Annotated in this window: 17 protein-coding genes; 5 read left to right on the top strand and 12 right to left on the bottom strand. The window is 50.4% G+C overall.

All coding sequences use genetic code 11. The features are described from left to right. Positions 1–9 precede the first annotated feature (9 nt). Positions 10–1,179, bottom strand: a complete 1,170-nt coding sequence (locus tag DCX48_22495; protein QXE17032.1) for an MFS transporter — start codon at positions 1,177–1,179, stop codon at positions 10–12. A 278-nt stretch (positions 1,180–1,457) separates the two neighbouring features. After that, positions 1,458–1,973, bottom strand: coding sequence for an outer membrane protein OmpX (gene ompX, locus DCX48_22490; protein ID QXE17031.1), 516 nt, complete (start codon positions 1,971–1,973; stop codon positions 1,458–1,460). Positions 1,974–2,349: 376 nt separating this feature from the next. Between ompX and rhtA the strand changes: the two genes are divergently transcribed. Then, complete coding sequence (gene rhtA / locus DCX48_22485; GenBank protein QXE17030.1) at positions 2,350–3,237, top strand: threonine/homoserine exporter RhtA; 888 nt, start codon at positions 2,350–2,352, stop codon at positions 3,235–3,237. Here rhtA and DCX48_22480 read toward each other — a convergent pair. Next, the gene (locus DCX48_22480; GenBank protein ID QXE17354.1) at positions 3,225–3,776 is read right to left on the bottom strand and encodes an adenylate kinase; all 552 of its coding nucleotides are present in this window, start codon (positions 3,774–3,776) and stop codon (positions 3,225–3,227) included. The genes rhtA and DCX48_22480 overlap by 13 nt on opposite strands. A 312-nt stretch (positions 3,777–4,088) precedes the next feature. On the opposite strand from DCX48_22480, the gene DCX48_22475 reads away from it, so the two are divergent. The 4 genes from DCX48_22475 to glnQ all read left to right on the top strand — a co-directional run bounded on the left by DCX48_22475 (position 4,089) and on the right by glnQ (position 7,141). Continuing rightward, complete coding sequence (locus DCX48_22475) at positions 4,089–4,592, top strand: DNA starvation/stationary phase protection protein (protein QXE17029.1); 504 nt, start codon at positions 4,089–4,091, stop codon at positions 4,590–4,592. Positions 4,593–4,989: 397 nt separating this feature from the next. After that, positions 4,990–5,736 (top strand): glutamine ABC transporter substrate-binding protein GlnH, encoded by a 747-nt coding sequence (glnH, locus tag DCX48_22470; GenBank protein ID QXE17028.1) that lies wholly within the window; start codon positions 4,990–4,992, stop codon positions 5,734–5,736. 26 nt (positions 5,737–5,762) lie between these two features. After that, entirely contained in the window at positions 5,763–6,422 is a 660-nt protein-coding gene (gene glnP / locus DCX48_22465; GenBank protein ID QXE17027.1) for a glutamine ABC transporter permease GlnP, read from the top strand. Beyond that, positions 6,419–7,141 (top strand): glutamine ABC transporter ATP-binding protein GlnQ, encoded by a 723-nt coding sequence (glnQ, locus tag DCX48_22460; GenBank protein QXE17026.1) that lies wholly within the window; start codon positions 6,419–6,421, stop codon positions 7,139–7,141. Before glnP ends, glnQ begins: the two co-directional genes overlap by 4 nt. A 39-nt stretch (positions 7,142–7,180) precedes the next feature. Here the strand turns inward: glnQ and DCX48_22455 are convergent, their stop codons facing one another. The 9 genes from DCX48_22455 to DCX48_22415 all read right to left on the bottom strand — a co-directional run bounded on the left by DCX48_22455 (position 7,181) and on the right by DCX48_22415 (position 13,137). Continuing rightward, entirely contained in the window at positions 7,181–9,049 is a 1,869-nt protein-coding gene (locus DCX48_22455) for a peptidase M3 (GenBank protein ID QXE17025.1), read from the bottom strand. Between the two features lie 86 nt (positions 9,050–9,135). Beyond that, the gene (gene ybiB / locus DCX48_22450; GenBank protein QXE17024.1) at positions 9,136–10,104 is read right to left on the bottom strand and encodes a DNA-binding protein YbiB; all 969 of its coding nucleotides are present in this window, start codon (positions 10,102–10,104) and stop codon (positions 9,136–9,138) included. Between the two features lie 9 nt (positions 10,105–10,113). After that, positions 10,114–10,326, bottom strand: coding sequence for a hypothetical protein (locus DCX48_22445; protein QXE17023.1), 213 nt, complete (start codon positions 10,324–10,326; stop codon positions 10,114–10,116). Then, a complete protein-coding gene (locus DCX48_22440; GenBank protein QXE17022.1) occupies positions 10,316–10,513 on the bottom strand; it encodes a hypothetical protein in 198 nt (65 codons plus the stop codon). Before DCX48_22440 ends, DCX48_22445 begins: the two co-directional genes overlap by 11 nt. Further along, positions 10,510–10,977 (bottom strand): hypothetical protein, encoded by a 468-nt coding sequence (locus DCX48_22435; protein ID QXE17021.1) that lies wholly within the window; start codon positions 10,975–10,977, stop codon positions 10,510–10,512. Before DCX48_22435 ends, DCX48_22440 begins: the two co-directional genes overlap by 4 nt. Before the next feature lie 261 nt (positions 10,978–11,238). Further along, complete coding sequence (locus DCX48_22430) at positions 11,239–11,550, bottom strand: hypothetical protein (GenBank protein ID QXE17020.1); 312 nt, start codon at positions 11,548–11,550, stop codon at positions 11,239–11,241. Then, entirely contained in the window at positions 11,543–11,872 is a 330-nt protein-coding gene (locus DCX48_22425) for a hypothetical protein (protein ID QXE17019.1), read from the bottom strand. The genes DCX48_22430 and DCX48_22425 overlap by 8 nt, the downstream gene beginning before the upstream one ends. Further along, a complete protein-coding gene (locus DCX48_22420; GenBank protein QXE17018.1) occupies positions 11,862–12,536 on the bottom strand; it encodes a hypothetical protein in 675 nt (224 codons plus the stop codon). The genes DCX48_22425 and DCX48_22420 overlap by 11 nt, the downstream gene beginning before the upstream one ends. Next, positions 12,526–13,137: a lytic transglycosylase domain-containing protein gene (locus DCX48_22415; protein QXE17017.1), complete on the bottom strand. Its 612-nt coding sequence runs from the start codon at positions 13,135–13,137 to the stop codon at positions 12,526–12,528. Before DCX48_22415 ends, DCX48_22420 begins: the two co-directional genes overlap by 11 nt.

The raw sequence follows: 13,137 nt of genomic DNA, 5'->3' as shown, positions 1-13,137 counted from the left end.
ATATATCGCTCAACGACTCGGTTTTTTCAACGGAGCAAAACGGGTCGCCATGATAATCAATACGCCCATGCCAACCGTCATAATCATCCAAGCTTGTTCCAGACCCGCCGTATGCTGGCGTATAAACCCGGCGAGTAACGGCATCAGGCTGGCGAGGATGTAGCCACCGCCCTGAACAAAGCCCATTAACGAACCCGTTTTATGTGGTTCAGTCACCTGATCCAACGCCACGATTAGCGACAGTGGGAAGAGCGCCCCAATACCCATTCCCAGCATAATAATGATGGGATAGGTAAACGCCAGCGGAGCCACAATCAGCCCGATCATCCCCACCAGCATCACGAGCAGGATAGGAAGCAGTAGTTTGCGTCGATCGGGAAAACGATTAATGAACGTTGACACCAACAGGCCGGAAATCACTTCCGTCAGCGTTAATCCGCCCAACATCAGGCCACTTTGCGTCGCATCTAACCCCAGTTGCATGTAATACGGCGGTAACCATGCTAGCACCAGAGTATACGCGCCCGTCCCAATGCCAAAGAACACCATCAGCATCCAATCCATTCCCGTTCGGCGCGTGGCTGAAACAGCCACCGTATCCTGCTTCGCGGTATAGATTTTAGGGATACATCGCCAGGCTACCGCTGCAACCAACGCCACAATCCCCCAGCACGCCAGTGCACTTTGCCAGCCCCACGCATTTGCCAACGGAGAAACCGATGAAGCCGCAAACGCCGCACCGGTCATAATCGCCGTGGTATAAAAACCCATAAGGAGGCTGCTATGACGACCAAAGTGAAGTTTGATAAACGACGGTACCAGTGCTTGAATTAAGGCAATTCCGATCCCCGCAAGCGCAGCGCTAACCAGCAGAGCAATGCCGCTATTCAGCCACCAGCGGGCACTACATGCCAGAGCAATCACCACGATGCCCAGCGTGATTCCCCGATATTCGCCAAGGCGCTTCTGCAACTGGCCGCCATATAATGCGCACCATCCCATAGCGAACACGGGAAGCGTGGTTAACATCCCCGCCATGCTGTCATCCAAACCTGTTGCGGCCTGAATTTGATTCAGCAACGGGCCAATTCCCGCCAAAACAGGGCGTAGATTCAATCCCAATAGAATAATTGTGAAGAACAGAAAAGCCCGCGTGCGGACCGTTGATGTCACTACCATTTATAACCTCAATAGCTTGAGCAAATTACTGCTGCCTGATTATCATTATCTTCACACAAAGAATCTTAACGTCAAGATAAAATCGTATGGCAGACTGGTTACAGCATGCATGTGATCCATGGCGGCAAGCATGACCAGATACCGATCGGTTAGAAAATTACTGGATAAACTCGGTGCTAGCTTAGACAAACAGGCATAAAAAAATCCGCCCTAAAAAGAGCGGATTCTTTCGACACAGCTAACACCAACGCTGAGGGTAAAAACCCTACAGGGTTAGATTAGAAGCGGTAACCCACGCCAACAGCCCAGGCACCAACATCAACACTGCGGATACGGCTTTGTTCGTAACCAACATCCAGAGCAACGTCTTGGATTGGGTTGAACTGAACACCAGCACCGTAAGTGAAGCCGTAATCGTCATTGCTGGCGTTATCCTGGCCGTTGGTGTTGTTGCTTGTTACTTTACCATGGCTGAAACCGACAACGCCGTACAGGCTTGCCCAGTCATTCAGACGGTAAGCAGGACCAGCAGTGAAGCCCATGTATTGGCCTTTGCTGTAGAAGCCGTCATCACTACCATTTTTTTCCAGGTAGGTGAACGAGCTAATAACGCCCAGTGGGTTATTATCTTGCTCATAACGATATTTCAGGTTAAAACCTTTAACTTTATTTTGTACGCCCTGAGCATCACCTTGAGCATAGCCTGCAGTTACAGTACTTTGACCAGCAAATGCAGAACCTGCGCCAACGGCTAATACACAAGCCAGAGCGGAAAGACACGCGATTTTTTTCATATTTACAGCCTCAAATTCATTTTATGAAAGACTAACTAACGCAGTAAATATAACAAAGAAGTTCGGAACTTGCCGCCCTATAAATATTTATCAATTAGCCTTTAGATGTAACAAATATTGTCAAAACCTATCTATCACACTAATTATATTGAATTTTTTATTGTGACAGTTAGATTAAAAATAAATTCACCACAGGGTGGTAAAACAGACAAATCTGAATTTCTCGCTCAGTTTCTATGCTAATAGTGCTATAAAAGAATAAATCAATTAAATGATGCGTAAATAAAGGTCAACAAAAGTCAATTCATACCAGACAAATTGTTTACAATTGGATATAATAGCAACGGAATGTTATACCTGTTTTAAGGCCACAAGAATGACCTTATTTTCCCACCGCTCGTCTTCATTCGTCCCTGTGTTGCTCATCATTATCTCGATGCTTTCTATCCAAAGCGGAGCCGCTCTGGCAAAAAGTCTGTTTCCGCTCATCGGGGCAACGGGCGTCACAGCATTGCGTCTGGGAATTGGGACGATCATTCTGTGTATCATCTTCAAGCCGTGGCGTATGCGCTTTAGCAGTAACCGCCTACCGCTGCTGGTTTATGGCATTACGCTGGGTGGCATGAACTTTTTGTTCTACCTCTCATTGCAAACGGTGCCGCTCGGCATTGCTGTCGCACTGGAATTCACCGGTCCGCTTGCCGTTGCTATGTTAGCCTCACGTAGACCTATTGATTTTCTATGGGTTTTTCTGGCTGTTGCGGGGCTGTGGTTCTTATTGCCACTGGGTCACAATATCGGCAATGTTGACTTGACCGGTGCCGCTTGCGCCGTGGGTGCAGGCGCCTGCTGGGCGCTCTATATTCTATTTGGACAAAAAGCGGGGGCAAATCATGGGCCAGGCACCGTCGCCGTCGGATCCTGTATTGCGGCGCTGATCTTCTGCCCTATCGGTGTGTATTACGCGGAGAGCACGCTGTTTTCGTTCTCGATACTCCCACTCGGCATTGCCGTCGCCATCCTATCCACCGCACTGCCTTATTCTCTGGAGATGGTGGCCTTAACCCGTCTGCCCGCCAGAACGTTCAGCACGCTGATGAGCATGGAGCCCGCTATTGCCGCCTTATCTGGCATCCTCTTCCTCGGTGAGCATCTGGCATTCATACAGTGGATGGCGCTGATGTTTATTATCATTGCGTCAATAGGTGCAACGTTGACAATAAAATCAGCGGGCGCGACCAAAGCGACAACTCAAGCAGAATGAGTGCGTATTTCCTTGGGAAGGTGTTGCAGAAAGGTTTCACATTCCCGAGGAGAACGCAGCGTAATAAAGCGGATATGGCGATAAAGAGGGTTAGCTAAATCCGCCAAATACCGTTTCCGATTTTTTGAATAGGTTTTTATTGTCCAGAGGATAATCGAATCACGACTGAAGAAACTGCGGAGAAAAAATTCTTTATTACCGGTACCACTCCAAAGTTCTTCTTTGTGCCACGCCCGAAGATAGGCGCGTCTTACCGCCTGAAAAAGCGTGCGGGTAAAGCAATAATCGACCCAAATCACGACCTCAACATTGCGCCATTTTATATCTCGCGTTCGATTATAGTTACCATCCAGCACCCAACTGTCTGGTTCTAGCGCGTCTTCAAGCCGTTGAAAAAATTCGGCATCCGTTCTTCCTTGCCAGTCGCTCAGCCAAAACAACGCATCCATTTCAACATAGGCCGTATCCAACTTTACAGACAAACGACGAGCGAGCGTAGACTTACCACTTCCGCTGGTGCCAATAATATTGATTCTCATCATTCATGACGCCCTTTAATAACACCTAATATACTTTAAGAGAAAAGCAGAGAATAATAACCATTTCCACCTAAGCAGTAATGATATTTATCAATATGTGAGATTATGTTACGGAGACAATTAAAATATTTCCCTTGCATCACTATTCCCACATTATTGATATCAGATAAATCCCGACCACAAATAACCACAATGTCGTTATGCTATAGCTATTCATTTGATAGGTAATTCTTTTCAATATTAATTTTCACCACTGCTATAATTAGTCACGTTGAACAGTCAGACTATGAAATTAAAGAGAGGATAACTACTATGTCTACCGCCAAACTCGTGAAATCAGCACCGTCCGAACTGCTTTACACTCGCAATGATTTGGACGATAGCGTTAAAACCTCGACTATCGCGCTGTTAAACCAACTGGTTGTTGATTTCATCGATCTGTCGTTGATTACCAAGCAGGCGCACTGGAACATGCGTGGCGCAAATTTTATCGCCGTTCATGAAATGCTTGATGGCTTCCGCACCTCGATTATTGACCATCAGGACACCATCGCCGAACGCGTCGTGCAGATAGGCGGTGTCGCGCTGGGTACCGTGCAAATTGTGGGTAAACAAACGTCGCTGAAAAGCTATCCGACCACTATCCATAGCGTTCAGGATCATTTGAAAGCGCTCGCCGAGCGTTATGCGATTGTCGCTAACAACGTACGTCAGGCCATTGGTAAAACGGAAGATGAGGCCTCTGCGGACATTCTGACCGCCGCATCACGCGATCTGGATCAGTTCCTGTGGTTCATTGAATCAAACATCGAGTAATCGGTGTTGTAGTCCCGGAACGCTTTGAAGGCTGCTTAAGCAGCCTTTTTACTCATTAATAAATCCACTCAATCCACCCTCTTTCTTCGTGTTACCCGCACAAACCACGCATTTTATCCGTTAAGACGCTCAAAAAATTAGCTTTTGTCTCCATTAATTGGCCATAACGCTAATCAACGGTTGTTTCCCTCGTATAAATCAGTTAATCATAACAGCGCCTTGCCTAAGCGAATTGGAGATGAAAATTTCACCACTAGCAAGGTAATAAAATAAAAACAACAGGTTAAGCACAACGCATGATAACTGACCTAATGTTCTAATGGGTTCCACTTTCGTACTATGCTTAAAACGCCTGTAAAACAAAAAGCTCCCACAACCGCTAAATAGGAAGGATTTGATGAAATCACTACTTAAGGCCTCTTTGGCTGCATTGACGCTGATGATGAGCGTATCCAGCTATGCCGCTGAGAAAGAACTGATTGTCGCAACAGACACTGCTTTCGTCCCTTTTGAATTCAAACAAGGCGACAAGTACGTCGGTTTTGACATCGACCTCTGGGATGCTATCGCTAAACAACTCAACTTGAAGTACACCCTGAAGCCAATGGACTTCGGCGGTATTATTCCTGCCCTGCAAACGCGTAACATCGATCTGGCGCTCGCAGGCATTACCATTACCGAAGAGCGTAAAAAAGCAATCGATTTCTCTGACGGTTACTACGACAGCGGCCTGCTGGTGATGGTTAAAGCAGACAACAACGATATCAAAGGCGAGCAGGACTTGGCTGGTAAAGTGGTTGCGGTGAAGAGCGGCACAGGTTCCGTGGATTACGCGAAAGCCAATATCAAAACCAAAGATCTGCGCCAGTTCCCGAACATCGACAACGCCTATATGGAACTGGGCACCAACCGTGCTGACGCCGTGCTGCACGACACGCCAAATATTCTCTACTTCATCAAAACCGCAGGCAACGGCCAGTTTAAAGCGGTAGGTGATTCCATTAAAGCTCAGCAATACGGCATCGCGTTCCCGAAAGGCAGCAACGAGCTGCGTGAAAAAGTGAATGGCGCCCTGAAAACACTGCGTGAAAACGGCACTTATGCTGAGATCTACAAGAAGTGGTTTGGCGTAGAACCTAAGTAATTGCCGATTTAATCTGGAGATATTCCATGCAGTTTGATTGGAGTGCCATTTGGCCTTCTCTGCCCCTCCTGTTGGAAGGGGCAAAAATGACGTTGTTGATTTCTGTTCTGGGTCTGCTTGGCGGCCTGGTGATTGGCGTGGTTGCGGGTTTTGCCCGCGCCTACGGCGGCTGGTTTTCCAGCCGTATTTCGCTCGTTTTTATTGAAATTATTCGCGGTACCCCCATTGTTGTGCAGGTGATGTTTATTTACTTCGCCTTGCCGATGATTTTCACGTCCGTGCGGATTGACCCTTTTGCCGCCGCCGTAGTGACCATCATGATTAACTCTGGTGCTTATATCGCGGAAATTACCCGTGGTTCGGTATTATCAATTCATAACGGCTTTCGTGAAGCGGGTCTGGCGCTTGGGCTATCTCGTAGCGCGACGTTACGTCATGTGATTGCTCCACTCGCCCTGCGTCGTATGCTGCCGCCGCTGGGTAATCAGTGGATTATCAGTATCAAAGATACCTCACTGTTTATTGTCATCGGCGTGGCTGAACTCACGCGTTCGGGTCAGGAAATCATCGCGGGCAACTTCCGTGCGCTGGAAATCTGGACTGCGGTTGCCATTATTTACCTGTGCATCACGCTGGTCCTCAGCTTTATTCTGCGTCGTCTGGAAAGAAGACTTAAGATTATATGATTGAATTTAAAAACGTATCCAAACACTTTGGCAAGACACAGGTCTTACACGATATCGATCTCACCATCGGTCAGGGTGAAGTTGTCGTCATTATCGGGCCTTCAGGCTCGGGTAAATCCACGCTGCTGCGCTGCATCAATAAGCTGGAAGAGATTACCAGCGGTGAATTGATTGTTGACGGCCTCAAAGTGAACGATCCTCGCGTTGATGAGCGCTTGATCCGTCAGGAAGCAGGGATGGTTTTCCAGCAGTTTTATCTGTTTCCGCATCTTACCGCGCTGGAAAACGTCGCGTTCGGTCCGATCCGAGTGCGCGGTGCGAGTAAAGCGGAGGCTGAGAAACTGGCGCTAGAATTGCTGGCGAAAGTAGGTCTGTCAGAACGCGCGCATCACTATCCTTCCGAGCTTTCCGGTGGCCAACAGCAGCGTGTAGCAATCGCCCGCGCGCTGGCCGTCAAACCGAAGCTGATGCTGTTTGATGAGCCGACGTCTGCACTGGATCCAGAGCTGCGTCATGAAGTGCTGACCGTAATGAAAGATCTGGCCGAAGAAGGCATGACGATGGTTATCGTCACCCACGAAGTGGGCTTTGCGCGTAAGGTGGCTTCACGCCTGATCTTTATTGATAAAGGCCGCATCGCAGAAGATGGCGACCCGGAAACGCTGACTACGAATCCACCCAGCGATCGCCTGCGTGAATTCCTGCAACACGTATCCTGATCAACAAGGGGGCTTTCGCCCCCTTACTTCTTTTCAGCCTTATATCTGTGAACGCGGATATTCCCGCTCAATAAACGCCGCAAAATCCTGGCACATCTTCTCATCACCCTGTTCATTATCCGCCAGTACACGGCTACCATCGACCACCCGAATACGAGCGGACAGATCGAAATCCGCTTCAGGCTGAGGACGACGAGCGGCCTGCGCCATCGTGCCTTCCGCCTGTTTCCAGGCTTCTTCCACCGTCAGGTTACAGGCCTGTGCCAGATAGGCGGGATTGAATCCTTCACCCGTCAAACTACGCAGTGTATCGTCATGGCTCACGCTATTACCTGGCAACCAATAGTGCTGCGCCAGATCGGGGCCAATAGCTGGGTTGTCCGTCAAATAGCCGTCGCGTTGCAGAAAGTAGCTCCGCGTCTGTTCCACCGCCATCAGCGCCAGCAGATATCCCTGATAAGAACATGCCGATTCCATAGACAGTAGATGCGGAATCGCTAACGTTGGACGCGGGCTACCGCTAGTGCCCAGAATACGCTGCTCGGTGTCGCGTGCCAATTTGGTCATCGCTTCCGGCGTGCGTGCTTCGTCATCCCACGAATAGAGCTGCCACTCAAAATACGGCACCAGCAGGATATGTCGATCGTTGAAGGCTCGCATCGGCTGCTGAGTACTGATATCCGCACGGATCAACTCATCAGGAATCGTCTCTCCCTGCGCATTCTTTGCATAACGTTTTAACCAGTCAGCATCGCCCAACAGGCTGTCGCAGAACATCGACTGTGTTTCAGCGTAGGCCATCGAAGTTGGCGGAAACTCCTGTGAAAAACAGGGGGCATTCTGCCGAATATTGGCAAAATGCGCGGCGTGTCCACCTTCATGGAACAGCGTATTAATACCGCTGGCACCGCTACCAATTTGATCCGGTTTTGCCAGACTGGTGAAATTAATCCGCGCAGGGACCCATTTCCCTTCCTGCACAAACGGCGGTACCGGACCGTGCATAAAGCCGTTCTCGTATTTGCCTTTCCGCACCAATAAATCGAGCTGCATTTCTGCGCCATTAAACCCGATACGCAAACGCTTAAAGCTATTAATCCAACGTTCAAGCGACGCAGAAAATGGGAAATAAGGATCGAGCTGGCGCGTCACATCACCCGCGCTGGCATAGCGAATATTCCACGGTTGCAGCGCATCTTCGCCCTTTTCATCCGCCAGATTTTTCAGGCTGCGGGCAGTCGCTTCACGGGTCTGCTCTTCGAAAGGATCGAGGATGGCAAAGAGCTGTTCCGGCGTCATCTGCTCCGTTTTATTGACCTTATAGTCAAAATAATTCCGATAGCCCATCTGACGAGCAAAGCGGTTACGCAGTGAAATCAGCTCAGGGAAACCGTTCTGCAACAGCCATTGCTCCAGGGAGCGCAGCGCCTGCTGAGAACTCTGACGATAAGCTTCGGTATCATTGGTCGCCTGATTGGTCAGCAGTTCTCCGAGCGAGGCGGAAACACGTTCTCCCTTGGCATCCAGATGCGTCATTTCATAGGATTTACGCTTGGCGTATAGCGCGCTTTCAGCTGCAATAATCTCATCCATCAACACCTGAGCCTGCGGATCTTCAATCACATTGCAGTCAAAAAACCGATACCAACCTTGCAAGCCATGTAGCAGCGCCTGCTGTTGTTCATCACGCGGGCCATTCTCCAGTGTCGCGATATGCGTTCTCAACTCGGCCAAACGCTGCGGTTGCGAAATAAAGCGCTTATATGCGCTCTCTGCGGCGGAGAAACGCTCAGACACCCCATCGTTTCCCGTTCCCATATACAGTTGCCAAAACAGTTCTTCTTTCGCCTGATGGACCGCAAGATAGTCACGATTCAATGCATTAAAATAGTCCGCTACCTGTTGCATGCTATTCCTTCTCTCTTCAAATGACAGCCGTCTGGCTGTGTGAAGTGACGCAGTAACCCGCGTCTGAACCCGCCCCAGCAGGCCAATCAGCCAAGGCGCTTCTTAATCGTTGCGACAGCCTGTTCCATTGTCGCGGCTTCACCGGCAGCAACCAAACAGCACGCCAGTTGCAGACGAATCGCCTGCGGTATAGCAATTTCACCCGTCAGGCACTGTACCGTCCAGCGCGCCGTGGTTGCAGCATCCCTCGCAATAGGCAGAGCATCGGGCGCGACACTGATATCCTGCCGAAGTTGCAGCACGTTAGTATGTTGCTGGTGAATAAAATGGATTTCCGGGCAGCGCTGCGGGTTGGCATAAACCTCCCCTTCCGTGCCGTGCATCAGAAGCGCGCGCCCATTGATATCGTTAAAAAACGTCCCCACGCGAGAAACGTATTCAGGGTGGGACACGCTGGCGACGCGCAACGCCTCGCTTTCACCAAACGGTGTCGCCACCTTGGCAAGCGTATGACTACTGTTACGAACCCCCATACGCCAGCGTAACTGTAGCTGACGATCGATGGCAGGGCACAGCACAGAGACGGGAATAAATACCGGGCTACCGTTATCAAGCTCCTGTTGAGCCTGCTCGGCATTCTCCGCAATTGTCACGCCAAGGTTACGTAAAATCTCGGCGCTGGTAACACGAGTCGGGTCTTCACTTACGCCATGCACTACCACCGGAAAACCCAATTTTGCCAGCAGCAGCGCCAATAGCGGCGTCAGGTTAGCCTGCTTGCGCGCCCCATTGTAGCTAGGAAGCACGACTGGCATAGGAAAGCCCGCAGGCGGACTCAAGCGCAACACATGCTCGTCCATTGCCTGATAAAAGCCCAACATCTCAGCCTCGGATTCGCCTTTGATGCGAAACGCAATCAATAACCCGCCGAGCTCCAGATCTGGCACGTCACCGCGCAGCATCGCGCTATACAGTTCATAAGCCGTTGCCTGATCGATATCGCGCGCATGATTTTTCCCGCGCCCCACTTCTTTGATAATTTTGGTGTAATCCATGCTGGCCTCTCATTTTCGGCGACCTAGTAAAGAACTTATCAATGAAAATAACATGTTTGCTGAGGTTCTGGTCACTCTGGCGCAGAGGAAATTGCTATTAGGCCGCTTTCCCTGTGGTGCCGTACCAATCAACCCAATTACCGCAGATTTGACGGTCTTCACCGGACGAGCACCGGTTTCAACTTCAATCGTTTCTACACCATGTAAATAATTAGCGGCCAAGTGTCACCTCCGTTGCGCTATCAACCAGATTCTGACCCGCGACAGGCAGCAAATAGCCCAGCGCGATCAGTGTTTTCACGTACTCATGATCTGCTGGCAGTTCAGTCACCTGAGCGGGCCAAAGCAGAATTTCCTGACCATCTGCCAGCGTGACGCCGCTGGCGGGGCCGGTATAGCGATACTTCATGCGTCTTTCTCCTCATAATTAACCGTGGTAAGCAGCGGACCATCCGTCTGCTCGCGGTCTTCGATAAAAAGGGTTTCTGTGGTGCAATCGATGGCGTAATGCCAACGACCTTCGGTGTAACCAACATAGCGATCGCGCACTAACCGGATACCGCGATGACAGTCAGGCAGTCGGTATCCTCCCAGCGCCTGACGAATGGTATCGAGCGTGGCCAGCACGCCGTCTTCGCCATCCAGATCCGCCAGCAGCACGGCAACCATCAACTGCGGTCGCTGCGTCTGAACCGGAGAATCCACATCTTCCGGTGCGGAAAACTCAGAACCGCGATACCCCACCAGCACATCGCCAGGTGTCAGAAGATCTGGACTGATCAGAATATTTTCTGGACAGGACGCGATCCGCCGTGCAGGTAAATGCTGTTGGAGGCGGGCTATCACCGCATCGATAATTGGTTTGGTATTCATATCCGTTCACCCGCTGTGTTGATGGCTTACTGTTTTAGTGGCACATCGTGTTGATGGCGCTAGTATCCGGATAACGACTGGCTGCGGCTTTTAATCTGTTTTAGAAAAAAACAGCGATATGCTTTATTGATAAAAAACGTCTAATCACATGAAATATAAAAATTACTTCGATAAAAAAACGCCAGCACAACCGTGCTGGCGCAAAGGAATATGACGATACCGATAAAGAGAAAATGCAAAGAGAAATTAAATATTACGGAGTTACCGATCCCAGTACTTTTCTGGCCGGGCAATGCCAACCATACCGTCAACCGCATATTCCACAACGTCCACACCCAGGCGGGTCAGATTCGCTAGCCAGACACCTCCCATCTCTTTGGTCAATACTGCCATCTTGCGATCGGCCAGATAATCCAGCGCCTGACGTAACTCCGGTTCAGAAGCACCTGCATATAGCCGCTGCATCACGGCCAATAAAAACATTTCATTCGCGGTATAAGGACGTGTTTTATTTAATGCGATGAGCAAATGCCAACGCATCGACTCCTGTCGGATACACTGCGTATTAGCCATGATGTCCTCCCGAATACCGCTGTTGTACTAACTCCAGTTTGTTATAAAGTGCATCCAACTTGGCCTCTATTACCGTCTGACCACGGATATAATCCTCACGTCGCACGTAAATCAGCGGTAAATCGGCACGAAACTCCAGAAACTCACGTTCTAGTCGCGTCCATCCCTGTTCGCTCTTTTGTCGCGCATTTTCCAGCGCGGCAAAACGCTCGTTCAGCCGCTTTTCAATCTGGGTAAGTAGAATCCGCCCGGCGGCAAACAGGAAGCTCATAAACGACAGCAGCAGGCCGACCAGCGACCAAAATTCCACTTCAATCTTCACGTGTTACCTCCCCTGCCTGTTGTAATGCTTCGATGTAATCCAACAGCGCATTAACCTGCGCACTTAGCGCCTGATAGCGCTCTCCGTTGTCGCTGATGTTGGCGAGGATATCGCGCTGGGAGACGCCTGAAGGCTGTAATTCGGCGTCAACGGTTGTACCGAAACTGGACGCTGCGCCAGTGCGGCGGGCAACGGCGGTAATGTCTGAGGCACCGTCGCCGTACAGACCGAAAGCGGCGTTGTAGTACTGCACGAAGCCACGAGTAAACACGCACTGCACAGGCTGAGCCTTGCCTTTTTCGTCAATGTATTGCTGAGTAACATGGTCGATTTTCCTTTGCAGAGCGACGTTATCCGCCGCCAGTTTTTGACGCACTGCCACATAACGCTGTTCGAGTTGATTCCCACGCTCTACCTGCTGCTGGTATTGTTCCGCCGCCGCACGTAATAGCTGATTTTGGGTTTCGGCCTGCTGCTGCTGGAGTAAATTAAATGCCGCCAACTGCTTCGCCAACGCGGCGTCCCCCAGCGCTTGCGCCAGTTGGTAACCCTGATTACGGCCGGTTAGATAGACGGCGAGTAGTAGCACAACGGCTAGTAGGACAGCGACCACGCGCGGCGAAAGAAAGGATTTCAGGCTAGTAATAAACAGACTATTCCACACAGCTCGCCCTCCCCCAGACCAAATAACGTGGTGCCAACTGATGCAAGATGCGGTCGGGATAATGGCGATTTTCACGCCAGTTGGCGGCGCTGCGTCCGGCATTGACGGTTTCCACATGATCGAACCAGCGAAGTATGTCCTTCTCGGCGGCCTTCGCGCGTTGCTTATCCCGTTGTAACCAGCCAAGTCCGCCGTTGTAGGACGATAAGGTCATTGCCATGCGTTCACAGTCGTTACTGGCGCTAATTCGCGCCCACAGCCAGCGATCGTAGCCCGTCAGCGCACGGATAGCCCACGCGGGGTTAAACGGTTGATTTGTCCGAAGCTCAGGAACAATACCGCTGAACCAGTCGGCTGTTGTCGGCATAAACTGTGCCAACCCCTGAGCACCGACGGGCGAGACTGCCCGTGGATTCCAACCGCTTTCCTGATGCAGCTGTGCTGCAAAATCAGCAATCGGGGCATTCATGCCCCAATCCAGCCGTGCGCTGCGGATCACATCACTACGGTACGCCTGCGCGGCACGAGGGATCGTGTCAGCACAGGCCACAGCACTAAAGAATATTAAATTTAAAAACAATGGGATAAAAAGGTGTCGCAT

Origin of the sequence: Pectobacterium atrosepticum (assembly GCA_019056595.1) — a bacterium.
Classification (GTDB): Bacteria; Pseudomonadota; Gammaproteobacteria; order Enterobacterales; family Enterobacteriaceae; genus Pectobacterium; species Pectobacterium atrosepticum.
Note: the sequence above shows the minus strand (reverse complement) of the source record. Positions and strands in the feature narration are given on the sequence as shown.

What these genes read in the sequence shown, in the direction of transcription:
- DCX48_22435 (QXE17021.1), bottom strand. Translation starts at nt 10,977, where the DNA reads ATGAATACCAAACCAATTATCGATGCGGTGATAGCCCGCCTCCAACAG.
- DCX48_22455 (QXE17025.1), bottom strand. Translation starts at nt 9,049, where the DNA reads ATGCAACAGGTAGCGGACTATTTTAATGCATTGAATCGTGACTATCTT.
- DCX48_22475 (QXE17029.1), top strand. Translation starts at nt 4,089, where the DNA reads ATGTCTACCGCCAAACTCGTGAAATCAGCACCGTCCGAACTGCTTTAC.
- rhtA (QXE17030.1), top strand. Translation starts at nt 2,350, where the DNA reads ATGACCTTATTTTCCCACCGCTCGTCTTCATTCGTCCCTGTGTTGCTC.
- DCX48_22440 (QXE17022.1), bottom strand. Translation starts at nt 10,513, where the DNA reads ATGAAGTATCGCTATACCGGCCCCGCCAGCGGCGTCACGCTGGCAGAT.
- DCX48_22415 (QXE17017.1), bottom strand. Translation starts at nt 13,137, where the DNA reads ATGCGACACCTTTTTATCCCATTGTTTTTAAATTTAATATTCTTTAGT.
- ybiB (QXE17024.1), bottom strand. Translation starts at nt 10,104, where the DNA reads ATGGATTACACCAAAATTATCAAAGAAGTGGGGCGCGGGAAAAATCAT.
- DCX48_22430 (QXE17020.1), bottom strand. Translation starts at nt 11,550, where the DNA reads ATGGCTAATACGCAGTGTATCCGACAGGAGTCGATGCGTTGGCATTTG.
- ompX (QXE17031.1), bottom strand. Translation starts at nt 1,973, where the DNA reads ATGAAAAAAATCGCGTGTCTTTCCGCTCTGGCTTGTGTATTAGCCGTT.
- glnP (QXE17027.1), top strand. Translation starts at nt 5,763, where the DNA reads ATGCAGTTTGATTGGAGTGCCATTTGGCCTTCTCTGCCCCTCCTGTTG.
- DCX48_22495 (QXE17032.1), bottom strand. Translation starts at nt 1,179, where the DNA reads ATGGTAGTGACATCAACGGTCCGCACGCGGGCTTTTCTGTTCTTCACA.
- DCX48_22480 (QXE17354.1), bottom strand. Translation starts at nt 3,776, where the DNA reads ATGAGAATCAATATTATTGGCACCAGCGGAAGTGGTAAGTCTACGCTC.
- glnQ (QXE17026.1), top strand. Translation starts at nt 6,419, where the DNA reads ATGATTGAATTTAAAAACGTATCCAAACACTTTGGCAAGACACAGGTC.
- glnH (QXE17028.1), top strand. Translation starts at nt 4,990, where the DNA reads ATGAAATCACTACTTAAGGCCTCTTTGGCTGCATTGACGCTGATGATG.